Raw genomic sequence first — 22,432 nt, 5'->3', positions numbered from 1 at the left:
AGAAAGCCCGGCCTTCGAGCCGGGCTTGCGTCTTGAAGATGATGCCGCGGCCGATCAGGCGAAAGCGTGGTCCGCACCGGCATTCACGATATGCGCCATGGCCAGCGGCGGCTTGGCGGTGAAGCCATCGGCATTGCGAACCGGCGTTCCCCGCCCTTCCCTCACCGCCGACACCGCCCCTTCCGAATCGTCGGCGCTCGGCACCGCGAAAATGTCGATCGCGCTTTGCATATGGTCGTCATCACGCTCCACCGCCCAACGCTTGGCAGACTGGGAATGACGGAAAGCCCGAAAGACGGTCGCTTCGTCGTTTTCGATCCGAACAACGAACATGATAGCCCCCTTCGCTCGCCTGATGCGGGTCGTATGGTTAACGCCCGCTAAGAGCTTCGGTTCCGGACAGTTAACGCGGAGTTAATCGCGTGATCACCGGGATGCCCGACGCAGCCGACGGACACAGGGCACCGTTTGCCAGATCAACGGCTCAAGCGACGGCAATTTCGTTAGGGGTTTTCGGGCGAATGGTCGGAGCGATAGGATTTGAACCTACGACCCCTTGGACCCCATCCAAGTGCGCTACCAGACTGCGCTACGCTCCGACTGCCAGAACCCGTAGCGAAAGCGGGCATTGAAGGCAACCCGCTTTCGACGGGATCGGCCGAAAAGAGGACGGTGGCCGGCAATGTGGGAGCTTTGGGACCAGAAGTCCCACGCCGGCCCGTCTGTTTTCGAAAAGGAAGAACGGCCTGCAACCCGTGCCGACCGACCGACGGTTCGGCGGAGAGCGGCTAGCGCGACTGGTCCAGCAGACGCTTGCATTCCAGGAGTTCGATCAGCACGTCCTGCAACGTCGCGACGCTTTCCTTCGCGAGACCGACCGGTGCTTCGTCACCGCCGCGCGCACTGCGCAGGAAGGACGAAAAGGCCCCTCGCCGTTCCGGCGGTGCCTCGGCCACCGGCTCGACGGGAGAAGCGTAGCTCGGCGGCACGTCGTCGGCATCGTCATCGACCGTTTCCGGCCCTTCAGCGTCGCTCCGTCCGAGCTGGATCGAGTCGATGGAAGCGACATCGCCCGCGCCGATCGACATGACGAAGCGGTTGCCGCTTTCCTTCAGGATGCGCTGAACACCCTTGATGGTGAAGCCGCGCACGTAAAGGAGATAGCGGATGCCCTTCAAAAGCTCGACATCGTCGGGCCGGTAGTAGCGCCGTCCGCCGCCGCGCTTCATCGGGCGGATCTGCGTGAAACGCGTTTCCCAGAAGCGCAGGACGTGCTGCGGCAGGTCGAGTTCTTCGGCGACCTCGCTGATCGTTCGGAAGGCGTCCGTGCTTTTGGAAGTCATGCTGGGTCAGCGGTCCTGCGCAGGGCTATTCGGCGGCCTTCAACGCAGCCTCGTCCCCATCGCCCCGCTTGAGATGGGCTTCGAGGATTCGGTCCTTCATCACGTTGGACGGCTTGAAGACGGCCACGCGGCGCGGAAGGATCGGCACTTCCTCACCGGTCTTGGGGTTACGACCGACGCGTTCGTTCTTGTCCCGAACGAGGAAGGAGCCGAAGGACGAGATCTTCACCGACTCGCCGCGCGCGATGGTGGTGCACATCTCTTCGAGGATCATTTCAACGAGGGACGCGGACTCGGTTCTGGACAAACCGATCTTACGAAATACGGCCTCAGCGAGATCGGCTCTCGTGATCGTCTTCTCGCTCATGCGAACCCCTAGTGTCGAACGCCGCGGCCCCTTCCGGCAGCCTCGATTGCGGCGCCAAGATACGCTTTCCGATTAGTGAATCAAGGCTGAAGCGATGGCGGGCACCATTGAAAACAGCGCCTTCACCAGCGAACCACCACGGCGCCCCAGGTAAAGCCGCCGCCCATCGCCTCCAGAAGAACGAGATCGCCCCGCTTGATCCGCCCGTCCCTTGCCGCAACGTCAACGGCGAGCGGAATCGAGGCCGCCGACGTGTTGCCGTGGTCCTGCACGGTCATCACCACCTTTTCGGGCGCGATGCCGAGCTTCTTGGCGGACGCCTCGATGATTCGCCGATTCGCCTGGTGCGGCACGAACCAGTCTACTTCCTCGGCGGAGATCCCGAGGGCGGAAAAGGAGTCCTCGATGACGTCGGTGATCATGCCGACCGCATGCTTGAAGACTTCGCGCCCCTGCATGCGAAGCTTGCCGACCGTTCCGGTGCTGGAAGGACCGCCATCGACGAAAAGCTTTTCCTCGTGGTTGCCATCCGCGCGCAGCCGCGAAACGAGAACGCCGCGCCCGTCCGCCTTCGATGCGTCCACCGCTTCCAGCACCATCGCGCCCGCGCCGTCGCCGAAAAGCACGCAGGTCGTGCGGTCTTCCCAATCGACGATCCGCGAGAAAGTCTCGGCGCCGATCACCAAAGCGCGCTTCGCCATGCCGGATCGCAGGTACAGATCGGCCGTGGTCAGCGCATAAACGAAGCCGCTGCACACGGCCTGCATGTCGAAGGCAAAGCCCTTGTCGATGCCCAGACGCCGCTGCACCTGCACGGCGGAAGCGGGAAAGGTGTTGTTCGGCGTCGCCGTCGCCAGGATCACGAGATCGAGGTCCGTGGGCTTCAGCCCGGCGGCGTCGAGCGCCCGCCGGGCCGCGCCTTCGGCCAGGGAAACCGTGGTTTCACCTTCTCCCGCGATATGGCGCTGGCGGATGCCGGTGCGCTGGGTGATCCATTCGTCGGAAGTCTCGATCCGCTTTTCCAGATCGGCATTGGTGAGGACGGTCTCGGGCAGGTAGGAACCCGTCCCGAGAACGACCGAGCGCAGGGCGTCCATCATATCGTCTCCGGCGCGACCTCGACGGTCGGCCCGTTGGTTGTCAGGCGCTCATGATAGATGCGCATGGCTTCCTCGACCTGTCCGAGGAGACCGTTCTCGCCCATGGCGCAGGCGAGGTCGATGGCGGCGGCGATGCCCTCGGCATCCGTGCCTCCATGGCTCTTGATGACGATGCCGTTGAGGCCCAGAAATACCCCGCCATTGACCTTGCGCGGGTCCATCTTGTCGCGCAGCCGGTCAAAGGCGCTCTTCGCCAGAATATAGCCGAGCCGCGCCATCCAGGTCTGTGTCATCGCGGCTCTGAGATAGCCGGCGATCTGCTTGGCCGTGCCTTCGGCGGTCTTCAAGGCGACATTGCCGGTGAAGCCTTCCGTCACCACCACGTCGACGGTGCCTTTGCCGAGATCGTCGCCTTCCACGAAGCCGCGATAGGACAGGCCCGGAACCGGGTTCTCCTTCAGGAAGCGCGCGGCCTCGCGCACTTCCTCCTGGCCCTTCACCTCCTCCACGCCGACATTCAGAAGGCCGACGGTCGGCTGCTCGATGCCGAACAAAGCGCGCGCCATGGCCGCGCCCATCATGGAGAAATCGACGAGCTGCTGGGCGTCCGCCCCGATGGTCGCGCCGATATCGAGGACGATGCTTTCGCCCCGCACCGTCGGCCAGATGCCGGCGATGGCCGGCCGCTCGACCTTCGCCATGGTGCGCAGGCAGAATTTCGACATGGCCATCAGCGCGCCGGTATTGCCGGCCGACACCGCGACATTGGCCTCGCCGGTCTTCACCGCCTCGACCGTCTTCCACATGGAGGACTTGTAGCGCCCCTGGCGCAACGCCTGCGACGGGCGCTCGTCCATGCGGATCGACACATCGCAATGATGGAAGGTGGAGGCTGCCTTCAACTCGGGATGCCGGTCGAGGATCGGCAGAACCACCGCTTCCTCGCCGTAGATCACGAAGCGGGTCTTGGGTCGGCGCTGCAAGGAAATCGCCGCGCCCGGCACGACCACCGACGGACCGTGATCGCCGCCCATTGCATCGAGGGAGATCGTGACGCCTGACGTGGAACTCAAATCGCGCTCGCTTTCCTGTTTCGCTGCGGCTGCCCCATCCCTGATGAAATGGTCGATTTCTCGGCAGATGCGCGAGCGCCTGCGACAAAAGCCGTCTTCCGCATTCCCGGCGTCATTAGAACTTTTCCGGTGGGTTCCACCAGAGGGCGGCGGCCCTTACCCATCCGTCTTGCGGAGCTTGTCGAGGACGGCGAAGGGCGAGGGTTCCTTTTCCGGCTCCGCCGCCGACTGGAATTCGACATCGGCGGCGCGCGGATAGGGATCGAGCGCCAGCCCTAGGAACTGCACCAGGGCTTCGCCGAGATCGACCCGGTCGCCGCGGAAGGTTTCGGGCTCGTCCTCGGCGAGATCCACGTCAACCTCGGCCAGATCGTCGTTGGCGGGACGGGCGAGACGCGAATGTTCGGGAACGAAGAAAAGCTGCAGCTCCTCGTCGATGCTCTGCGGCACCGGATCGAGCGTCACGACATCGCTTTGAACGACATCCGCGACGAACCGCCCCTCGACGCAAACGCCGCCCGCCTGCCAGGGCTTGACTAGGAGATCGGCCTCAAAGCGCTCCACACCCAGAATGCCGAAGCGCCGTGCGATGGCAGCGCGCTCCTCCGCATCGGCCTCGAAGCGCAGAGGTTCGCCATCGGCGCCCAAACGGAGCACGCTGAAGGAAAAGGAGATTTCGCTCTCGCCCCGGGCCTTGTCCGCGCTCATGCCGTTTCCTCGAAAATCTCGCCGCGAAGAAGCCGATCCACCGGCACGGCGTCCAGTTCGGCCTTCGTCGCGATCATATAGTTCGCCAATGCCCCGGCATCTCCCTTTCCGGGCGGGCAATCCTTCAGGGCGCGATCGAGAAGCGCCCGGCCGAGCGCATCGGCGTCGCTGGCGCGAAGCGGCGCGTCGTAGCCGGCAACCCGCTCGTAGAACAACCCCGCCAGCCGGCGCATCCGCTTGGGCACGGCGACATCGCCGATGCCGATCTCCCGGATCGAATCCTCCACGTCGGAAATGAAGCGATCCACCAGATCCTGTGCCAACGGCGCGGCTTGCCGCTCGTCCCGGCAGCGGGCGAGAAACAAGAAGACGTGGATAGAAAGCGATTCGAAGCGCCCCATCACCGTGTCCGGCAATCCGCATTCGACGAAAAACTGAGGCTTGCGTGAGCGCGCGACGATGCCCGCATAGATCGCGTCCACGATCTCGCGGTTGCGATGGCGTCGCTTGAAGCGCGACAGCAAGTTGGCGGCCAGCGTCATGTCGCCGGTGCCGTCGCATGGCTGCGACGCGATTGCAACAAGGCGTCCGGTGCTTTACCAACCCTGCCGCGCACGGACGAAATTCTTTGCCGCACTGCCGCTTTTATGTCGCGGGTGAGGCTTAGGGAGCGCCAAAATCGCTCCAAGGGGAGGCATCAGCTTGAGTCGTCACCGCTTACGCTCCGCCGTCATGGCATCAGCCGGGCTTCTCGCCCTGTCGTTCGCGGGCGGCTGCACGAAGGAAGTCCTGAACCAGGGCTATATCGTCGACGACCAGACGATCCAGCTCGTGCCCGTCGGCTCGAGCCGCGAGCAGGTGCTGACCGCGCTCGGCACGCCCTCCACCAAGGCGACCTTCGACAATGAGGTGTTCTACTACATCTCGCAGAAGCGCGTTCGCCCGGTCGCCTTCATGAACCCGCATATCGTGGATCAGCGCGTTCTCGCGATCTATTTCGGCAAGGACGACACGGTCAGCCAGATCGCCAATTACGGCCTTCAGAACGGCCGCGTCTTCGATTTCATCTCCCGCACCACGCCGACGGGCGGCAAGGATGTGAGCTTCCTCGGCCAGATCCTCCAGCCGGGCGGCGCGCCGGCCGGCGTCGGCACGATCGGCAACCAAGCCGGCGTCGATCCAAACCGACCGGCCGGTCAGTAGGCTTTCCGCCAAGTCTTTCGAAAAGCCCGCGAAGCACCTGCCTCGCGGGCTTTTTCGTGGCTCAGAGTGCCTAACATAACCTCAGGGCGGAGGATGGCCGGGAGGTTTTCGTCCGTCCGCAACGCGCCAAACGCAGTCGATGCCGGCGGCATCGGCGGCCCGAAGGGCGGGCGAGACAAGCGGCTCGCCCCGAGGCAACGAAGTGGACGGCGGAAAAATCCGGCCAGCCGACCCCGCGAGGTTTTGTTAGGCGCTCTAACCCCAGTGCGACAGGACGGCGAGCAGGAGAAGCGCGACGATGTTGGTGATCTTGATCGCCGGATTGACCGCGGGCCCCGCCGTATCCTTGTAGGGGTCGCCGACCGTGTCGCCGGTGACGGACGCCTTGTGCGCGTCCGACCCCTTCAAGTGCCGGGTTCCCGCCACGTCCACGAAACCGTCCTCGAAGCTTTTCTTGGCATTGTCCCAGGCACCGCCGCCGGAGGTCATCGAGATCGCCACGAAAAGGCCCGTGACGATCACGCCGAGCAGCATCGCGCCGAGCGCCGAGAAGGCCTGGCTCTTGTCCGCGATGAGAAGCACGGCGAAATACACCACGACCGGCGCCAGCACCGGCAGAAGCGAGGGCACGATCATCTCGCGAATCGCTGCCCGCGTCAGCATGTCGACCGCGCGGGCATAGTCCGGCCGCTCCGTGCCCTGCATGATGCCCGGCTTCTCGCGGAACTGCCGACGCACCTCTTCCACCACCGCGCTCGCCGCGCGGCCGACCGCCGTCATGGCGATGCCGCCGAAGAGGTAGGGGATGAGGCCGCCGAGCAGGAGCCCGACCACGACAAAGGGGTTGGTGAGCGAAAAGTCCGGTTTCACGCCCTGGAAATAAGCGTAGCCCCTGCCCGCTTCGGCCTCGGCGACGAAATATTGCAGGTCGTAGTTGTAGGCGGCGAAGAGCACCAGCGCGCCGAGGCCCGCCGAGCCGATCGCATAGCCCTTGGTCACCGCCTTCGTGGTGTTGCCGACGGCATCCAGCGCGTCGGTGGACCGGCGCACGTCCGGCGACAGGCCCGCCATCTCGGCGATACCGCCCGCATTGTCCGTCACCGGACCGAAGGCGTCGAGCGCGACGATCATGCCGGCAAGGCCGAGCATGGCGGTCACCGCGATGCCCGTGCCGTAGAGGCCGGCGAGCTGGTTGGTCGCGATGATGCCGGCGACGATCACGATCGTCGGCAGCGCCGTGGATTCGAGCGACACGGCGAGGCCCTGGATGACGTTAGTGCCGTGGCCCGAAACGGACGCCTGGCTGATGGAGCGCACCGGCCGGTAGCCGATGCCGGTATAGAACTCGGTGATGAAGACGATGAGCCCCGTCACGGCGAGGCCGACGAGACCGCACAGAAAGAGGTTCGTTCCCGACACCACGGTTCCGGGCGCTTGGCCCACATCGCCGAAGCCGACGGTGGCCAGTGTCGCCAGCGCGATGCCGACGACCGACAGAAGCGTCGTCACCCAAAGGCCCTTGTAGAGCGCGCCCATGATCGAGCCGTTGCGGCCGAGCCGGACGAAGAAGGTGCCGGCGATGGAGGTGACGATGCAGGCCGCGCAGATCGCGAGCGGATAAAGCATCACCGTACCGATCACGGGGGTGCCAGCAAAGAAGATCGCGCCGAGCACCATGGTCGCGACCACCGTCACCGCGTAGGTCTCGAACAGATCGGCCGCCATGCCGGCGCAGTCGCCGACATTGTCGCCCACATTGTCGGCGATGGTGGCAGGATTGCGCGGATCGTCTTCCGGGATGCCCGCTTCCACCTTGCCGACGAGATCGCCGCCGACATCGGCACCCTTGGTGAAGATGCCGCCGCCGAGCCGCGCGAAGATCGAGATCAGGGACGCGCCGAAGCCGAGCGACACGAGGCTGTCGATCACGGTGCGGTCGGCCGGCTGGAAGCCGAGCATTCCCGTCAGCACCAGGAAATAGGCCGCAACGCCGATCAGCGCGAGGCCAGCGACGAGCATGCCGGTTATGGCGCCGGACTTGAAGGCGACGGAAAGGCCGGCCGCCAGCGAGCGGGAGGCGGCCTGCGCCGTGCGAAGATTTGCGCGCACCGAAACGTTCATGCCGACGAAGCCGGCGATGCCCGACAGAACGGAGCCGATCAGAAAGCCGATCGCGGCATAAAAGGACAGAAGCGCCCAGGTGCCGAGAAACACCACCGCGCCGACGATGGCGATGGTGGTGTATTGGCGGGCGAGATAGGCCTGCGCGCCCTCGCGGATCGCGCCGGCGATCTCCTGCATCCGCTCCGTTCCGGGGTCGGATGCCAGAACGGAACGCGCGGCGAAGGCCGCATAGGCGAGCGATAACCCGCCGCATAATATAACGATGACCAATGCGATCGACATGACGCTCCCTCGCCGCCGATCGACACGCGATCGGTCGATTCCTCCCCTGTCGAACCTCTGATGGCGGGTTCGATCAGTTGGGACGCGAGGTTAACGGAGCGCCCAGCCGCGTCAAGCGACGCGAGCGGACTCTATTCCTCTTTGGGATCGTTGCCCTTGCCTTCGCCGCGCGTGCGGCGGGCGACGCGGTCGAGAACGGCATTCACCAGCCGCATCTCCTCGTCGCCGAAAAAGGCGCGGGCGATGTCGACATATTCCGTGACGATCACGGCGGTGGGCACGTCCTTGCGGTTGGTGATCTCGTAGGTCCCGGCACGCAGAATGGCGCGCAGCGTCGTGTCGAGACGCGACAAGGGCCAGTCGGAGGTGAGCGACGTGTGGATCATCGGATCGATGGTGGTCTGCGCGCGCACCACGCCCGACACGATGTCGCGGAACCAGGCAGCGTCGGCTTCGCGATAGGTGTCGCCGTCGATTTCCTGGCCAAGGCGCATCGCCTCGTATTCGGCCACCGTTTCAAGAAGGCCGGTGCCGCCGACATCCATCTGGTAAAGCGCCTGAACGGCCGCGAGGCGCGCCGCGCCCCGTTTGTTGGCCGGTCGGATCTCGCGCGTATCGGGGTTGCTCACCGCTCAGGCTCCGAAGCGGTCGCGGAGCGCGATCATCGTCAGCGCGGTTTCGGCCGCCGATCCACCCTTGTTCTTCTCGGAAATGCGTGCCCGTTCCAAGGCCTGCTCCTCGTTCTCGACCGTCAGGATGCCGTTGCCGACTGCAATGCCCTCCTCGACCGAAAGCTCCGTGATGGCGCGGCAGGATTCGTTCGCGACGATATCGAAATGGTAGGTTTCGCCCCGGATGACGCAGCCGAGCGCGACATAACCGTCGAAGGCGGTCCCGCCTTCTTCCTCGCCGGTCAAGGCGAAGCCGATGGCCGCCGGGATTTCCAGGGCGCCCGGCACCGTCACGACCTCGTAGGTCGCCCCGGCCTCGTCCAGCGCCTTGCGCGCGCCTTCCAGAAGCGCGTCGGCGATATGGTCGTAGAAGCGGGCTTCCACGATGAGGATATGCGGAGCGGCCATGGATCACCCTATCGTCTTCAAGCGAACGCGATGCGGAACTCGCGGCGAAGCGGGGTCCTTAGCGCAGATCGAGCCCTCCATGTAAGGGCACATTTCGGGAAGCAGGAATGCGCCGATCAGCGGGCCGGCGCATCCACCGAGAAAAGCCGCGCCGCATAGCGCGCGATCTGGTCCACCTCCAGATTGATGTTCTCGCCGGCCCGGCGCTCTCCCCAGGTCGTCACGTCCAGGGAATGGCGAATCAGAAGAACATCGAAGACGTCGTCGTCCACGGCATTGACGGTCAAGGACGTGCCGTCGAGGCAGACCGAACCCTTCTGCGCGATAAAGCGCTTCAACTCAGTCGGCACACGGATGCGGAAGCGAACCGCCTCGCCCTCGTCTTCGCGCGACAGGATCTCCGCCTGCCCGTCGACATGGCCGGACACGAGGTGGCCGCCGAGCTCGTCGCCAAGCTTCAGGGAACGTTCCAGATTGATGCGGGTGCCCTCGCTCCAGGTTCCGGCGGTGGTGAGGCGCAGCGCCTCCTCCCAGGCCTCGACCTCGAACCAGCGCTCGTTCGCGCCCTCGCCCGGCAGGGCCGTGACGGTCAAACAAGTGCCCGAGCAGGCGATGGACGCGCCGATCGCGATCGACGCGGGGTCGTAAGCGGTTTCCACGCGAAACCGGCGGCCCTGATCGAGCGGAACGACGCTCCCGATGCGGCCGACATCCGTGACGATCCCGGTGAACATGGTTCTATCCTTCATCCGTGGAAACATCCGGCTCGCGCCGTTCCCATTCCCGCCAGCGATCGGCGCCGAGCAGGTACTCGCGCGTCGGCGCGAAGCTTTCCGGCAGATGGTCACTCGATACCGGCGCGGCAACGCCATCCGCGCCGATCACGCCCTGCCCCTCGATCAGGATCAACCGGTCCACCAAATCCTGTTCCAGAAAAGCGCGGCCGAGCTTGGCACCGGCTTCCACCAGAAGCATCGAAATCCCGCGCGCGGCGAGGTCCTCCAGAAGTTCGGGCAGCGCGATCCGCGTCGTGCCGGGCTCGGCCTCGCAGGCGATGATCTCGCATCCCGCCAGCCGGAAGGCATCGGCCTCGACATCGTCCACTTCCAGCGTGGCGAAGGCTGCCGGTACCTCACGCGCCGAGCGCACGATCCGGCTGTTCAGCGGTGACAACAGCGCGCCATCGAGCACGATCCGAAGCGGCGAGCGTTTTTCCAGCCCGGCCAAGCGGCATGTGAGGATCGGATCGTCCTCGATCAGGGTGGCCGCGCCGATCATGATGGCGTCGGTGCGGGCGCGAAGAAGATGGGTCTGCGCGTTCGCCGCCGGACCGGTGATCGCGACCTGCCCCCCGCCGATCCGGCCGATCATGCCATCGGCGGAAACCGCAATCTTCATCGTGACTTCCGGCCGCTTCTTCGTCACGCGCGAGAGATAGCCGGCGAGCGAACGGCGCGCTTCCTGCGCCATCACGCCGGAGGTCACCTCGATCCCGGAGGCGCGCAGCATCGCCGCACCTTTGCCGTCCACGCGCGAATCCGGGTCGCCGGCCGCCACAACGACGCGGGCGACTCCGGCGCGGATCAAGGCTTCGGCGCAAGGGGGCGTGCGGCCATGGTGGGCGCAGGGCTCCAGCGTCACATAGGCCGTCGCACCGCGCGCCAGTTCGCCGGCTTCCGCCAGAGCGACGGGCTCGGCATGGGGACGCCCGCCGAGCGCCGTGACGCCCCGTCCGACGATCCTCGGTTCTTCCCCGTCGTCGCGCACGATCACGGTGCCGACGGAAGGGTTCGTGCCGGTGCGGCCGGAATGGCGTTCCGCGTAGCGGATCGCCGCCGCCATGAAGCGCAGGTCGGTTTCGCTCGGGCGCTCAGTCATCCGCGCCCAGCGTCGGCCGGTCGGCATCCCCGCCTCCGATCGGGTCCATTTCCGGCGGGCGCGCCAATTCGTCGATGACGTCGGTGAAATCCTTGGCGTCGCGGAAATCGCGATAAACCGATGCGAAGCGCAGATAGGCCACATCGTCGAGCCCGCGCAAAGCTTCCATTGCCAGAAGGCCGATCTGGCGCGAGCCGACATCCGATTCGCCGGTGGATTCGAGCTGGCGCACGATGCCGGAAATCAGCCGCTCGACGCGGTCGCGCTCCACTGGCCGCTTGCGAAGCGCAACCTCGATGGAACGGGCCAGCTTGTCGCGCTCGAAAAGCACGCGCCGGCCGGACTTCTTCACCACCATCAGCTCACGTAATTGAACGCGCTCGAAAGTGGTGAAGCGTCCGCCGCAATCGGGGCAGACGCGGCGGCGGCGGATCGCGGCGCCGTCTTCGGCCGACCGCGAGTCCTTCACTTGGCTGTCCTGCGAGCTGCAATAAGGGCAGCGCATCGTTTCGCGGCTCGCTTCTCAGACTTTCGCGGCGCGTTTCAGCTCGCCGCTCCGCCATAGATCGGGAACCGGCTGGTCAGCGCCAGAACCTTTTCCTTCACCTCCGCTTCGACACGGGAATTGCCCTCGTCGGAATTGGAGGTGCGCAAGCCGTTCAGCACCTCGACCACGAGCTGGCCGACCTCGCGGAACTCCTGCGGGCCGAAGCCGCGCGTGGTGGCGGCCGGCGTGCCGAGACGGATGCCGGAAGTGATCGCCGGCTTCTGCGGGTCGTTCGGAACGCCGTTCTTGTTGCAGGTGATCGCCGCGCGGCCGAGCGCGGTCTCGGATGCCTTGCCGGTGAGGTTCATCGGGCGAAGGTCGACCAGCATCAGATGCGTGTCCGTGCCGTCCGACACGATGTCGAGGCCGCCTTCCCGGATCGTCTGCGCCAGAACCTTGGCGTTCTCCACCACGGCCGCCGTGTAGGCGCGGAAGGCCGGCGTCAGCGCTTCGCCGAACGCCACGGCCTTGGCCGCGATGACGTGCATCAGCGGGCCGCCCTGAAGGCCGGGGAAGATCGCCGAATTGATCTTCTTGGCGATGTCCTCGTCGTTGGTGAGAACGAGGCCGCCGCGGGGCCCGCGCAGCGTCTTGTGCGTGGTCGAGGTCGCGACATGGGCATGCGGGAACGGGTTTGGATGCTGCCCGCCCGCCACGAGGCCGGCGAAGTGCGCCATGTCCACCCAAAGATAGGCGCCGACCGAATCGGCGATCTGGCGGAAGCGGGCGAAATCGATGATGCGCGAATAAGCGGAGCCGCCCGCGATGATGATGCGCGGCTTCTTCTCCACCGCCAGCCGCTCCACCTCGTCGTAGTCGATGAGGCCGGTGGCGTTGTCGAGGCCGTACTGCACCGCGTCGAACCAGCGGCCGGAAAGGTTGGGCTTGGCGCCGTGCGTCAGATGGCCACCGGCGTCGAGGCTCATGCCGAGAATCGTCTCGCCCGGCTTCGACAGGGCCATCAGAACGGCTTGGTTCGCTTGGCTGCCGGAATTAGGCTGCACATTGGCGAAGTCGCAGCCGAAAAGCTGCTTCACCCGATCGATCGCCATTTCCTCGGCGATGTCGACGTAATGGCAGCCGCCGTAATAGCGCCGGCCCGGATAGCCTTCGGCATATTTGTTGGTGAGAACGGACCCCTGCGCTTCCAGAACGGCGCGCGACACGATGTTCTCGGAAGCGATGAGCTCGATTTCGGTCTGCTGGCGATTGAGTTCGCCCTTGATCGCACCGAAGAGTGCCGGGTCGGTCGACGCGAGACCGCCCGAGAAGAAGGTGTCGAATTCGGCGGCGGCTTCCGGCTTGCGCAGTTCGGACATCGGGGTCCCTCCTTTGTCGGACTGGGGTCCTTATCGGATAGGACGGCGCGATAGCACGGCCAGCGGCTGGAACCAACAGCCCCGACGCGAAACAGGGCCGAGGCGGTGACGCCCCGACCCTGTCGGTCATGCCTCGATTCGAAGGTGGATCAGTTCACGAAATCGGCGGCCTGCGTCTGCACCTGCTCGCCGGGCTGGTAGGCCTGCGGCGCGACATCGTTCATGGCGAGCTGCTCGGACCCGTCGCGGTGATAGATGTCGTCGCGAAACTGCACGACGTTCGGATCGGTCGCCCAGGCGGTCAGGTAGGTGAAGTAGACCGGAACCTGATGCGTCAGGTTGATGTCCTGGCGCGTGCGGGCGGCAATGATCTGCTCGATGCGCTGGCGATCCCAGCCCGGCTCGTCGCGGGCCAGCCAGACGATGAGGTCGCGCACGTTCTGCACGCGCACGCAGCCCGACGAGTCGAAGCGCATGAGCTTGGAGAACAGGCTCTGCTGGGGCGTGTCGTGCATGTAGGTCGAGTACGGGTTCGGGAAGTTGATCTTCACCGACGCCATCGCGTTGTTCTTGCCCGGCTCCTGCCGGAAAAGGTAGCGCACCGCCTCGTTGGTGTTCCAGTCCACCGCGCTCGCCGGAATCTCCTGCTTGTCGGGCCCGAAGATCTTGATGTCGTTGCGCTGGAGATAGGTCGGGTCCTTCCGCATCAGCGGAATGATGTCCTTCTCCACGATGGAGGCCGGCGCATGCCAATAGGGATTGAGGTTCAGGTTGGTGATCTTGGAGTTCAGGATCGGCGTTTGGCGGTCGATCTTGCCGACGATCGCGATATGGCGCTGCGCGACGCGGCCGTTCTCCACCGCCTCGAGGGCCGCCGCCGGCACGTTCACCATCACGAAGCGCTCGCCGAGGAAACCGCCCATCGACTGGAGACGAACCAGATTCGTCTGCATCTGGCCGACGCGCACGTCCACCGGCACGTTCAGGGCCTTGTAGGTCATTTCGGCCACGACGCCCTCATCCGGCAGACCGTGGCGCGTCTGGAAGCGCTTCACGGCTGCGTCGACATAGGTGTCGAAGGCATTGGACATGCCGGCGGAGCGCGGCAGGTCGCCGGAAATCGCGAGGCGCTGGCGCAAGGGGCCGACGGCCGCATTCTCGACACCGAGGCGCAGCTTGCCGCCGTCCGGCACTTCCGGCCAGCCGCCCGACGCCAGGATGCCGCGATAGTTCGAGATCGCCTGGTTGAGCGAGTTGATCGTGTTCTGCGAGAAGACCGGCTGGTTCGAAACGACCTTGGCGACGCTCGAAGAGCCCGTATCGAACTGGTCGTCCCAGTTGCCGCGACGCGGCGCCTGCAGAAGATCGCCCAGCGCTTCCTGCGCGAAGGCCGCACCCGGAAGAAGAGCCGCGCCGGCGGCGGCCGTCCCGGCGATGAACCGGCGGCGGGACATGCGACCGGAGCCAAGGCGCTTGTCGTTCAGCATTTATTTCCCTCGTCGACGCTTCACTGACTTAGGCCGGATTATCGGTCGGCCAGGGTAAACGGACTCACAACGCTCGAAGCCGATTTCGCCGCAACGTCGCAATGCCGGGATCGAAGGGTCAGGCTTCGCCATCCCAATATGGCTAAAGCAAGGATATCACGAGGTTGGCGGTCGGTTTTGCGGCTGCGGCGTGGCGGATCGGCAACGACGAAACCCTCGCGCGCCTTCCGGCTCACGAGGGTTTGATCGGACGGGGCGCAGCGCCCCGCTGGGTGCGGATCAGAGGCGGTAGGCGATCGTGTCGTTCCAGAAGCGGTCGAGCCGCTGCAGCGCCTTGTTGAGCTTCTGGAATTCCTGCTCGTCGAGCCCGCCGACCTTGTCGATCGAACCGATATGGCGCTGGTAGAGATCGGCGACGATGGCGGCGACTTCCGCTCCGGCCTTGGTCAACTGAACCCTGACGGCGCGGCGGTCGACGCGCGAGCGCTGGTGGTCGATGAAGCCGAGATCCACCAGCTTCTTCAGGTTATAGGAAACGTTGGAGCCGAGATAGAAGCCGCGGGTGCGAAGCTCGCCTGCGGTGAGAACCGAGTCGCCGATGTTGAAGAGAAGCAGGGCCTGGACGGCGTTGATGTCGGTGCGGCCGGCGCGGTCGAACTCGTCCTTGATGACGTCGAGCAGGCGGCGGTGAAGACGTTCGACCAGTTGGACCGTTTCGAGGTAGAGGGTCTTGAGTTCGCTGCCGCCGTCCGTCACCTGCTCCGGCTGCATCATGGCCTGCGTCTTCATCGGTCTCGTGCTCCGCTGTTGCTTGTGGCGGATGCTCTGTCGGCCCCGCCTTGAACATCACCCTACGGTGCGCGGCTAAAGTTCGACTTAAAGTGCAGGCTTAAAAGCACCTTACTGTTTCGTCTGGCATTTTCCATTTGGAAAGGCTCCGCCCCGCCTTACGCCTTACGAGGCCGCGAGATCCACCAGCGCAATGCGCGCAGGGCCGCGAACAGCGTCAGCCCGCCGGCGTGGAAGGCGAGCTCGATGCCGGGCGGCCCGAAATCACGCGCCAGCACGAAGTGCATTCCCGCCTGCAGAACCGCGATCAGCACCCAGACCACCCCGCCCCAGGACACCGCCAGCCACAGGCCGACGCCCGCCACGGGGCACAGGACGGCCAGCGTCGACGCCGCGACGCGCCAGGGCACGGACATCAGGTCGAAGCGCCAGCCGGGCTCGGGATAGATGCCGACGAGCCGGACCCAGTAAAGAAGGCCGATGCCGAACAGGACGAGGCCGGACAAGCGGAGCACGAGGAGGATCGCCAGCCGGACGAGCCGCCTTGCTCCTTCGTTCGATGCGGGAGAAGTCTTCATTACGCCCTATCAGCCAGAAGCGGACGCGAAGCGCCAGTGCGTTCCGCGACGCTTCTGCCCGCCCCGCACGATTCGCGAGAGTTGAAAGCGGGGAACGAAGGGCATAACCACCTGCGGGAAAGCCGCCTCGACGGCGCGAATTTCTCGACGGTGGCGGGAGCACGAATGACCTTCGAACACGATCGCCGGACCCTTTCGGCCCGAATCGACGCCGCGACGAGCGGGCGGCGGATGCGGCGCCTGCGCCAGCACGACTGGACGCGCCGGCTCGTGCGCGAAACGAGCCTGACACCGGCCGACCTCATCTGGCCGATCTTCGTGCGCGAGGGCTCGGGCACTGACGAACCGGTCGCCTCCATGCCCGGCGTTTCACGCTACAGCGTCGAGCGCGCGGTGGAGGTCGCCCGCGAAGCGCGCGATCTCGGCATCCCGGTGATCGCGCTTTTCCCCTTCACCACGCGCGACAAGCGCGACGAAGGCGGCACGGAAGCGCTGAACGAGGGCAATCTCGTGTGCCGCGCCACGCGCGCCATCAAGGAAGCCGTGCCGGAAGTCGGCGTTCTCTGCGACGTGGCGCTCGACCCCTATACCAGCCACGGCCATGACGGGATCGTGCGCGAGGGCCGGATCTGCAACGACGAAAGCGTCGATGTCCTTTGCCGGCAGGCGCTGACGCAGGCGAAAGCCGGCTGCGACATCCTCGGCCCTTCCGACATGATGGACGGGCGCATCGCCATGATCCGCGAAGCGCTGGACGCGGAGGGCTTCCGCGACACGATGATCATGTCCTATGCCGCCAAATACGCGTCCGCCTTCTATGGCCCGTTCCGCGATGCGGTGGGCTCCAACGACCTCCTGAAGGGCGACAAGCGGACCTACCAGATGGACTACGCCAACCGCGACGAGGCTCTGCGCGAGGCGGCGCAGGACATCGCGGAAGGGGCGGACATGATCATGGTGAAGCCGGGCCTGCCCTATCTCGACATCGTGGCGCGGCTGGCGGCCGAGTTCGAGATGCCGACCTTCGCCTACCAGACCTCCGGCGAATACGCGATGATCGCGGCGGCGAGCCAGAACGGCTGGATCGACGGCGAACGCGCGATGATGGAAACGCTGTCGGCCTTCAAGCGCGCGGGCGCGGCGGGCATCCTCAGCTATTTCGCACCCAAGGCGGCAAGGATGCTGCGCGAAGGCTGACGGAACAGGAGGGGCGTTGCACGGGGCCCCTTGCCTTCCCACATCTTGGGTGACGCCGGCAATTTCGCCGGCCTCAAATCCGGGAAGGCCATGAGCAACCAAGGCACGATCTACCGAAACGACATCCGCACCGACCTCGACGCGCCGAGGCTCTACGACGGCGTGCGCACGCGCCGCGTCATGTCATTCGTGTACGACTACCTGATCGTCCTCGCCCTTTCAGTGCCGGCGGCCGTGGTCGTGTTCCTGCTCGGCATCCTCACCCTCGGGATCGGTTGGCACCTCTACGCCATCCTGATCCCCGCCATCGCGGTCATCTATATCGGCTTCACCATGGGCGGCTCGCGCCAGGCGACGGTCGGCATGCGGATGGCGGGCCTTCGCGTTGAGAAGCTCGACGGCACCCGCATGGAGCCGCCGCTGGCCGTACTGCACGGCGTCCTGTTCTGGGCGTCCGTCAGCCTCCTGACGCCTTTCGTGCTCCTCGTGGCTTTGTTCACGCGGCGCAAGCAGCTTCTCCACGATGTGCTTCTCGGCACCGTGGTCGTGCGCGACCGTTAAGCGCATCACCCGCCTTATCCACTTGAAGATCAACGCATCGGGGCGTCTCGCTTGTTTCCAGGCGAGGCGCTCTGTGCTTTAAAACTCACTATCCCGTGCGAATGCGATGGCGGGACCCGAGGCCCGACGCATCGATGACCATTCACTCGCAGACGCCGCAGTTCTTTCTGACCTCGCCGTCTCCCTGCCCCTATCTTGCCGGACAGTTCGAGCGGAAGGTCTTCACCCATCTCATCGGCGAGCGCGCCCCTGACCTTCTCGATCTTCTGACGCAGGGTGGCTTTCGTCGCAGCCAGAACATCGCCTACCGGCCCGCCTGCGAGCGGTGCCGCGCCTGCACCTCGGTTCGCATCCTGGTGGACGAGTTCGAGCCGACGCGCTCCATGAAGCGCGTGTCTGCCCGCAACCGCGACATCGTCGGCCGGATCGGCGACCCGGAACCCTCCAGCGAGCAATATTCGCTGTTCCGACGCTATCTCGACAGCCGCCACGCGCTCGGCGGCATGTCCGAGATGTCGGTTCTCGATTATTCGATGATGGTAGAGGACAGCCAAGTCGACACCCGCATCGTCCATTATCGTCGGCGCGGCCCGGACTCGCGCTTTTCCGAACGCTCCGACGGCGCGCTGATCGCCACCGCACTCACCGATGTCATGGGTGACGGGCTGTCGATGGTTTATTCCTTCTTCGATCCCGACGAGTCCGAGCGCAGCCTCGGCACCTTCATGATCCTCGACCATATCGAGCGGGCGCGGAAAATGGGCCTGCCCTACCTCTACCTCGGCTATTGGGTGAAGGAATCGCCCAAGATGGCCTACAAGATCCGATTCCAGCCGCAGGAGCATCTCGCCCCGCGCGGCTGGGAACGCTACGGCGGCTGACGCCGCCGCCCGTTTCGAGATCAGAACTCTTCCCAGTCGTCCTTGGCGGGCGTCGCCTTCGGCGCAGCGCCGCCGTTGCCCATGGCGCGAAGCTGGGGCACCGGCCGGCTGGGCGTCGGCCTGGCGGCCGGGGCGCGGCGCATGGAATGAACCGGCGCGGCCGAATTGGTCTGGAAGCGATCGGCGAGTTCCGTCAGAGAGCGCGTTTCCTCCATGAGGGTCCGCGCGGCGGCCGTCGTTTCCTCCACCATCGCCGCGTTCTGCTGCGTGACCTTGTCCATCTGATCAGCGGCCGTCGACACTTCGCGAAGCGAAACGGCCTGTTCGCGGGCCGAACGGGCGATGTCGGACACGACCCGGTTCATTTCCCCGACGCCGGCCACGATATCGTCCAGCGAGCGACCGGAAGCGGATACCAGCTCGACGCCCTTCTCGACCTGCGCCGACGAGGTCGAGATGAGGTCCTTGATCTCCTTGGCGGCTTCGGCGGAGCGCTGCGCGAGGCCGCGAACTTCCTGCGCCACAACCGCGAAACCGCGTCCCGCTTCGCCGGCCCGCGCGGCTTCCACGCCCGCATTCAAGGCGAGGAGGTTGGTCTGGAAGGCGATCTCGTCGATCACGCCGATGATCTTGCCGATCTCGGCGGACGAGCGCTCGATCTCGTTCATCGCCGACACGGCCTGCGCGACGATCGCGCCGCCTTTCTCGGCGTTCTTCTGGGCCGTGGTCGCGACGCCCTGCGCCGAAACCGCCGCTTCCGCCGTGCCGTTCACGCCGCGCACCACTTCCGACAGCGCCGCGACCGTTTCCTCCAGGCTCGCCGCCTGCTGCTCGGTGCGCTGGGACAGATCGGAGGACGCGGTATTGATCTCCTGCAGACCGTTGCTGATCGAACCCGTCGCGCCGACCACCGCGCCGATCGTCTTTTCCAGCGATCCGACGCTTTCGTTGAATTGCTGGCGGATCTGCTCGAACTCCGTCGCCATCGCTTGCCCGATCCGAATGGTCAGGTTGCCGGCAGACAAGTTTTCGAACGCAGTGGTCATGGTCCGTACGAACATATCGATCGACGTGTTGCGTTCGCTGTCGCGTTCCTCGGCGGCCTTGCGTTCGTGAATATCGCTGAGCGAACCACCGATCCGGATCGCGACGCCCTGTGCATCGCGGGTGCAGCCGCCGGTCGCGTTGAACCACCGGTAGCTGCCGTCCTTCATCTTCAGGCGGTATTCGACATTGTAGGGCGTGCGGCCCGACTTATCCGAAATGAACGCACCGAATGCCGCGAAGACCCGCTCCGCATCGTCCGAGTGCAGCTTATCGGACCAAGCGTTCATTTTATTGGGGAACTCTGCAGGCAGGTAGCCGATCAGCCGCGCGAATTCAGCCGACCAAGTCCACCGGCTCGTCGGCAATGTGGCATCGCCCTTGTCCACGATGCAGTCCCAAAGCCCGATACCGCAATGGTTGTCGAGGATCGCAACGCGCTGTTTCACGTCGTCGAGTTCCTGCTCAAGCTGCCGGATACGATCCTTTCCACCTGCGAGTATGTTCAACATCTGACGCGCTTTCGTTCACGGCTAAAGGTTTCGTGATCATTGAGCACAAAACCCTTTAACCATACGTGAAACTCAACCCGCCCTAGTGGCGCGGCTTATCCGAAACGGTTCGCTTTCGGGAAGCCGTTGGGCACCATCCGGCCGGCCTGCGCGCGGTCGCCGCGCCATTCGAAGAGGTCCTCTTCCGTGCGGTGGAAGCTGCGCCCGCCCGCTCCCTGCCATGTCAGCCCCTCCGCCATGCGGAAGACCTTGGCATCGGCAAGCCCGCCATCCTTGAAGCGCTGAAGCCGGACACCCTTGCCGCGCGCCATCTCGGCCACCTGGATCAGTGGGAAGACCAGCATCTTGCGATTGTCGCCGAGGGTGACGACCGTGTCGCCTTCCGCCGGAACCGCGAGCTTCAGGACCGTGTCGCCGCCGACATTCAGCACCTGCCGCCCTTTGCGCGTTCCCGACAGGAGTTCGCTTTCCGAAACCACGAAGCCGCTGCCATCGGATGCCGCGACGAGGCGCTTGCGGCCCGTCACCGCGACGAAGGCGAGAACGATGTCGGCGGTGTCCTCCAGATCGATGGCGAGGCGGATCGGCTCGCCCTGCCCGCGCCCGCCCGCCAGCTTGTCGGCGCCGAGCGTATAGGCGCGTCCGTCCGTCGACAGGAACACGAGCTTGTCCGTGGTCATCGCAGGAAAAGCGAGCTTCAGCGAATCGCCTTCCTTGAAGGCGAGCGCCGTGAGGTCGGCGACATGGCCGCGCAGCGAGCGCAGGAAGCCCTTCTGCGACAGGACCACCGTGATCGGCTCGCGCTCGATGAAGGCGTTGTTGATCTCTTCCAGATTGCGCGCGGGGGCGTCGGCGAAGGTGGTCCGGCGTTTGCCGAGCTTCGTCTTCTTGGAGAAGGTTTCCTTGACCTCGCGCACTTCGCCGGCGAGCGCCTGCCATTGCTTGTCGTCGGAGCCGAGCAGCGCCTCGCGCTCCTGCTTTTCCGCGGCCAAGGCCTCGTGTTCGCGCTTCAGCTCGAACTCCTCGAGCTTGCGCAGGGAGCGCAGGCGCATGTTCAGGATCGCTTCGGCCTGAACGTCGGTCAGCGTGAAGGTGCGGATCAGTTCCTGCTTCGGCTCTTCCTCCTCGCGGATGATGCGAATCACCTCGTCGAGGTTGAGGAAGGCGATGATGTAGCCGCCGAGCACCTCCATCCGCCGCTCGATGGCGGCGAGGCGGAAGCGCGTGCGGCGAAGCAGCACTTCGCGCTGGTGCGCCAGCCATTCCACCAGAACCTCCTTGAGGTTCAGGACGCGCGGCACCTTGCCCCCGGACAGGACGTTCATGTTCATCGGGATGCGCGATTCGAGATCCGTCAGCCGGAACAGCGATTCCATCATCAGTTCGGCATCGACCGTCCGGCTTTTCGGCTCGAAGACGATGCGGACGTCTTCCGCCGATTCGTCGCGCACATCCGCCAGGAGCGGCAGCTTCTTGGCCGTCAGAAGCTCGGCCACCTTCTCGATCAGTCGCGACTTCTGCACGAGATACGGGATCTCGGTGACGACGACCTGATAGCCACCCTTGCCCAGAGGCTCCGTTTCCCAGCGCGCCCGGACGCGGAAGCCGCCCCGGCCCGTCGCATAGGCTTCACGAATGACGGCGGCCGAATCCACCACGATGCCGCCGGTCGGAAAGTCCGGGCCTTGCACATATTTCAGAAGCTGGTCGAGATCCGTGCCTGGATTCTCGATGAGCTTCAGCGCCGCGTCGCAGAGCTCGGCCGCGTTGTGGGGCGGGATCGAGGTCGCCATGCCGACCGCAATGCCGGAGGAACCGTTCGCGAGGAGGTTCGGGAAGGCGCCCGGCAGGACGACGGGCTCCTCGTCTTCCTCGTTATAGGTCGGCTTGAAGTCGATCGCGTCCTCATCGATGCCGCGCAGGAGAAGCGTCGCGACATCGGTCATCCGCGCTTCGGTGTAGCGCATGGCCGCCGGGCTATCGCCGTCGACATTGCCGAAATTGCCCTGGCCGTCGATCAGCGGATAGCGGATCGCGAAATCCTGGCTGAGACGCACCAGCGCGTCGTAGATCGAGGCGTCGCCATGGGGGTGGAACTTGCCCATGACATCGCCAACGATGCGCGCCGACTTCTTGTAGCCCTGCCCCGGATCGAGCTTCAGCGCCCGCATGGCATGGACGATACGCCGGTGCACCGGCTTCAAACCGTCGCGCACGTCCGGCAGGGCGCGGCCCATGATGGTCGACAGCGCATAAGCGAGGTAGCGCTCTTCCAGCGCCGCCTTGAGATCGACGAGCTCGATATTCCCGCCCCCGGCCGGCGGATCGTTCAACTTACCCATGGTAGACATCTACGGTAG

23 protein-coding genes and 1 tRNA gene are annotated in these 22,432 nt (G+C 65.2%); 4 read left to right on the top strand and 20 right to left on the bottom strand.

What is annotated here, in order from left to right:
* Positions 1 to 54: 54 nt before the first annotated feature.
* The 8 genes from F9929_RS05970 to F9929_RS05935 all read right to left on the bottom strand — a co-directional run bounded on the left by F9929_RS05970 (position 55) and on the right by F9929_RS05935 (position 5,133).
* Positions 55 to 333: a hypothetical protein gene (locus F9929_RS05970; protein ID WP_152045623.1), complete on the bottom strand. Its 279-nt coding sequence runs from the start codon at positions 331 to 333 to the stop codon at positions 55 to 57.
* A 189-nt stretch (positions 334 to 522) separates the two neighbouring features.
* Positions 523 to 599, bottom strand: a tRNA-Pro gene (locus tag F9929_RS05965).
* Positions 600 to 788: 189 nt separating this feature from the next.
* A complete protein-coding gene (locus tag F9929_RS05960) occupies positions 789 to 1,343 on the bottom strand; it encodes a MerR family transcriptional regulator (protein WP_152045622.1) in 555 nt (184 codons plus the stop codon).
* Positions 1,344 to 1,368: 25 nt separating this feature from the next.
* Positions 1,369 to 1,710: an integration host factor subunit alpha gene (locus F9929_RS05955; RefSeq protein ID WP_152045621.1), complete on the bottom strand. Its 342-nt coding sequence runs from the start codon at positions 1,708 to 1,710 to the stop codon at positions 1,369 to 1,371.
* Between the two features lie 122 nt (positions 1,711 to 1,832).
* Positions 1,833 to 2,807, bottom strand: coding sequence for a beta-ketoacyl-ACP synthase III (locus tag F9929_RS05950; RefSeq protein WP_235919087.1), 975 nt, complete (start codon positions 2,805 to 2,807; stop codon positions 1,833 to 1,835).
* Entirely contained in the window at positions 2,807 to 3,844 is a 1,038-nt protein-coding gene (gene plsX, locus F9929_RS05945; RefSeq protein ID WP_235919086.1) for a phosphate acyltransferase PlsX, read from the bottom strand. Before plsX ends, F9929_RS05950 begins: the two co-directional genes overlap by 1 nt.
* A gap of 195 nt (positions 3,845 to 4,039) precedes the next feature.
* Positions 4,040 to 4,591: a YceD family protein gene (locus tag F9929_RS05940; protein ID WP_152045618.1), complete on the bottom strand. Its 552-nt coding sequence runs from the start codon at positions 4,589 to 4,591 to the stop codon at positions 4,040 to 4,042.
* Positions 4,588 to 5,133, bottom strand: a complete 546-nt coding sequence (locus F9929_RS05935; protein ID WP_152045617.1) for a ubiquinol-cytochrome C chaperone family protein — start codon at positions 5,131 to 5,133, stop codon at positions 4,588 to 4,590. The genes F9929_RS05940 and F9929_RS05935 overlap by 4 nt, the downstream gene beginning before the upstream one ends.
* Before the next feature lie 190 nt (positions 5,134 to 5,323).
* On the opposite strand from F9929_RS05935, the gene F9929_RS05930 reads away from it, so the two are divergent.
* On the top strand, positions 5,324 to 5,794 hold the full coding sequence (locus tag F9929_RS05930; RefSeq protein WP_152045788.1) for an outer membrane protein assembly factor BamE: 471 nt from the start codon (positions 5,324 to 5,326) through the stop codon (positions 5,792 to 5,794).
* Positions 5,795 to 6,049: 255 nt separating this feature from the next.
* Here F9929_RS05930 and F9929_RS05925 read toward each other — a convergent pair whose 3' ends face one another.
* The 10 genes from F9929_RS05925 to F9929_RS05880 all read right to left on the bottom strand — a co-directional run bounded on the left by F9929_RS05925 (position 6,050) and on the right by F9929_RS05880 (position 15,877).
* The gene (locus F9929_RS05925; RefSeq protein ID WP_152045616.1) at positions 6,050 to 8,200 is read right to left on the bottom strand and encodes a sodium-translocating pyrophosphatase; all 2,151 of its coding nucleotides are present in this window, start codon (positions 8,198 to 8,200) and stop codon (positions 6,050 to 6,052) included.
* A gap of 131 nt (positions 8,201 to 8,331) precedes the next feature.
* On the bottom strand, positions 8,332 to 8,829 hold the full coding sequence (gene nusB / locus F9929_RS05920) for a transcription antitermination factor NusB (protein WP_152045615.1): 498 nt from the start codon (positions 8,827 to 8,829) through the stop codon (positions 8,332 to 8,334).
* A gap of 3 nt (positions 8,830 to 8,832) precedes the next feature.
* On the bottom strand, positions 8,833 to 9,279 hold the full coding sequence (locus tag F9929_RS05915) for a 6,7-dimethyl-8-ribityllumazine synthase (RefSeq protein ID WP_152045614.1): 447 nt from the start codon (positions 9,277 to 9,279) through the stop codon (positions 8,833 to 8,835).
* Positions 9,280 to 9,395: 116 nt separating this feature from the next.
* Positions 9,396 to 10,013: a riboflavin synthase gene (locus F9929_RS05910; RefSeq protein WP_152045613.1), complete on the bottom strand. Its 618-nt coding sequence runs from the start codon at positions 10,011 to 10,013 to the stop codon at positions 9,396 to 9,398.
* Between the two features lie 4 nt (positions 10,014 to 10,017).
* Positions 10,018 to 11,184 carry a bifunctional diaminohydroxyphosphoribosylaminopyrimidine deaminase/5-amino-6-(5-phosphoribosylamino)uracil reductase RibD gene (gene ribD / locus F9929_RS05905; RefSeq protein ID WP_235919048.1) on the bottom strand — a complete coding sequence of 389 codons (1,167 nt, stop codon included), beginning with the start codon at positions 11,182 to 11,184 and terminating at the stop codon, positions 10,018 to 10,020.
* Entirely contained in the window at positions 11,150 to 11,662 is a 513-nt protein-coding gene (gene nrdR / locus F9929_RS05900; RefSeq protein WP_152045612.1) for a transcriptional regulator NrdR, read from the bottom strand. Before nrdR ends, ribD begins: the two co-directional genes overlap by 35 nt.
* A gap of 38 nt (positions 11,663 to 11,700) precedes the next feature.
* Positions 11,701 to 13,023 carry a serine hydroxymethyltransferase gene (gene glyA / locus F9929_RS05895; protein ID WP_152045611.1) on the bottom strand — a complete coding sequence of 441 codons (1,323 nt, stop codon included), beginning with the start codon at positions 13,021 to 13,023 and terminating at the stop codon, positions 11,701 to 11,703.
* A gap of 149 nt (positions 13,024 to 13,172) precedes the next feature.
* The gene (locus F9929_RS05890; protein WP_152045610.1) at positions 13,173 to 14,510 is read right to left on the bottom strand and encodes a L,D-transpeptidase family protein; all 1,338 of its coding nucleotides are present in this window, start codon (positions 14,508 to 14,510) and stop codon (positions 13,173 to 13,175) included.
* A gap of 279 nt (positions 14,511 to 14,789) precedes the next feature.
* Positions 14,790 to 15,284 (bottom strand): transcriptional regulator LdtR, encoded by a 495-nt coding sequence (gene ldtR, locus F9929_RS05885; protein ID WP_407922209.1) that lies wholly within the window; start codon positions 15,282 to 15,284, stop codon positions 14,790 to 14,792.
* 173 nt (positions 15,285 to 15,457) lie between these two features.
* Positions 15,458 to 15,877, bottom strand: a complete 420-nt coding sequence (locus tag F9929_RS05880) for a DUF6163 family protein (RefSeq protein ID WP_152045608.1) — start codon at positions 15,875 to 15,877, stop codon at positions 15,458 to 15,460.
* Between the two features lie 231 nt (positions 15,878 to 16,108).
* On the opposite strand from F9929_RS05880, the gene hemB reads away from it, so the two are divergent.
* The 3 genes from hemB (at position 16,109) to F9929_RS05865 (ending at position 18,516) form a co-directional block, all read left to right on the top strand.
* Entirely contained in the window at positions 16,109 to 17,074 is a 966-nt protein-coding gene (gene hemB / locus F9929_RS05875; RefSeq protein WP_235919085.1) for a porphobilinogen synthase, read from the top strand.
* Positions 17,075 to 17,164: 90 nt separating this feature from the next.
* A complete protein-coding gene (locus F9929_RS05870) occupies positions 17,165 to 17,635 on the top strand; it encodes an RDD family protein (protein ID WP_152045606.1) in 471 nt (156 codons plus the stop codon).
* Positions 17,636 to 17,769: 134 nt separating this feature from the next.
* Positions 17,770 to 18,516: an arginyltransferase gene (locus F9929_RS05865; protein ID WP_152045605.1), complete on the top strand. Its 747-nt coding sequence runs from the start codon at positions 17,770 to 17,772 to the stop codon at positions 18,514 to 18,516.
* 20 nt (positions 18,517 to 18,536) lie between these two features.
* Here F9929_RS05865 and F9929_RS05860 read toward each other — a convergent pair whose 3' ends face one another.
* Together F9929_RS05860 and parC are read right to left on the bottom strand one after the other, a co-directional pair.
* Positions 18,537 to 20,072 carry a methyl-accepting chemotaxis protein gene (locus F9929_RS05860; protein ID WP_152045604.1) on the bottom strand — a complete coding sequence of 512 codons (1,536 nt, stop codon included), beginning with the start codon at positions 20,070 to 20,072 and terminating at the stop codon, positions 18,537 to 18,539.
* Between the two features lie 95 nt (positions 20,073 to 20,167).
* The gene (gene parC / locus F9929_RS05855; RefSeq protein ID WP_152045603.1) at positions 20,168 to 22,414 is read right to left on the bottom strand and encodes a DNA topoisomerase IV subunit A; all 2,247 of its coding nucleotides are present in this window, start codon (positions 22,412 to 22,414) and stop codon (positions 20,168 to 20,170) included.
* Positions 22,415 to 22,432: the final 18 nt, after the last annotated feature.

Origin of the sequence: Aureimonas psammosilenae (assembly GCF_009176975.1) — a bacterium.
Classification (GTDB): Bacteria; Pseudomonadota; Alphaproteobacteria; order Rhizobiales; family Rhizobiaceae; genus Plantimonas; species Plantimonas psammosilenae.
This window is presented reverse-complemented; position numbering and strand designations above follow the sequence as displayed.

Coding starts and splice junctions, on each gene's coding strand:
- F9929_RS05970 (WP_152045623.1), bottom strand. CDS start 333: ATGTTCGTTGTTCGGATCGAAAACGACGAAGCGACCGTCTTTCGGGCT.
- glyA (WP_152045611.1), bottom strand. CDS start 13,023: ATGTCCGAACTGCGCAAGCCGGAAGCCGCCGCCGAATTCGACACCTTC.
- F9929_RS05860 (WP_152045604.1), bottom strand. CDS start 20,072: ATGTTGAACATACTCGCAGGTGGAAAGGATCGTATCCGGCAGCTTGAG.
- F9929_RS05915 (WP_152045614.1), bottom strand. CDS start 9,279: ATGGCCGCTCCGCATATCCTCATCGTGGAAGCCCGCTTCTACGACCAT.
- ribD (WP_235919048.1), bottom strand. CDS start 11,184: ATGCCGACCGGCCGACGCTGGGCGCGGATGACTGAGCGCCCGAGCGAA.
- ldtR (WP_407922209.1), bottom strand. CDS start 15,284: ATGATGCAGCCGGAGCAGGTGACGGACGGCGGCAGCGAACTCAAGACC.
- F9929_RS05870 (WP_152045606.1), top strand. CDS start 17,165: ATGAGCAACCAAGGCACGATCTACCGAAACGACATCCGCACCGACCTC.
- F9929_RS05960 (WP_152045622.1), bottom strand. CDS start 1,343: ATGACTTCCAAAAGCACGGACGCCTTCCGAACGATCAGCGAGGTCGCC.
- F9929_RS05925 (WP_152045616.1), bottom strand. CDS start 8,200: ATGTCGATCGCATTGGTCATCGTTATATTATGCGGCGGGTTATCGCTC.
- F9929_RS05950 (WP_235919087.1), bottom strand. CDS start 2,807: ATGGACGCCCTGCGCTCGGTCGTTCTCGGGACGGGTTCCTACCTGCCC.
- F9929_RS05930 (WP_152045788.1), top strand. CDS start 5,324: ATGGCATCAGCCGGGCTTCTCGCCCTGTCGTTCGCGGGCGGCTGCACG.
- F9929_RS05940 (WP_152045618.1), bottom strand. CDS start 4,591: ATGAGCGCGGACAAGGCCCGGGGCGAGAGCGAAATCTCCTTTTCCTTC.
- nrdR (WP_152045612.1), bottom strand. CDS start 11,662: ATGCGCTGCCCTTATTGCAGCTCGCAGGACAGCCAAGTGAAGGACTCG.
- F9929_RS05865 (WP_152045605.1), top strand. CDS start 17,770: ATGACCATTCACTCGCAGACGCCGCAGTTCTTTCTGACCTCGCCGTCT.
- F9929_RS05955 (WP_152045621.1), bottom strand. CDS start 1,710: ATGAGCGAGAAGACGATCACGAGAGCCGATCTCGCTGAGGCCGTATTT.
- F9929_RS05880 (WP_152045608.1), bottom strand. CDS start 15,877: ATGAAGACTTCTCCCGCATCGAACGAAGGAGCAAGGCGGCTCGTCCGG.
- F9929_RS05935 (WP_152045617.1), bottom strand. CDS start 5,133: ATGACGCTGGCCGCCAACTTGCTGTCGCGCTTCAAGCGACGCCATCGC.
- parC (WP_152045603.1), bottom strand. CDS start 22,414: ATGGGTAAGTTGAACGATCCGCCGGCCGGGGGCGGGAATATCGAGCTC.
- hemB (WP_235919085.1), top strand. CDS start 16,109: ATGCGGCGCCTGCGCCAGCACGACTGGACGCGCCGGCTCGTGCGCGAA.
- F9929_RS05890 (WP_152045610.1), bottom strand. CDS start 14,510: ATGCTGAACGACAAGCGCCTTGGCTCCGGTCGCATGTCCCGCCGCCGG.
- F9929_RS05910 (WP_152045613.1), bottom strand. CDS start 10,013: ATGTTCACCGGGATCGTCACGGATGTCGGCCGCATCGGGAGCGTCGTT.
- plsX (WP_235919086.1), bottom strand. CDS start 3,844: ATGGGCGGCGATCACGGTCCGTCGGTGGTCGTGCCGGGCGCGGCGATT.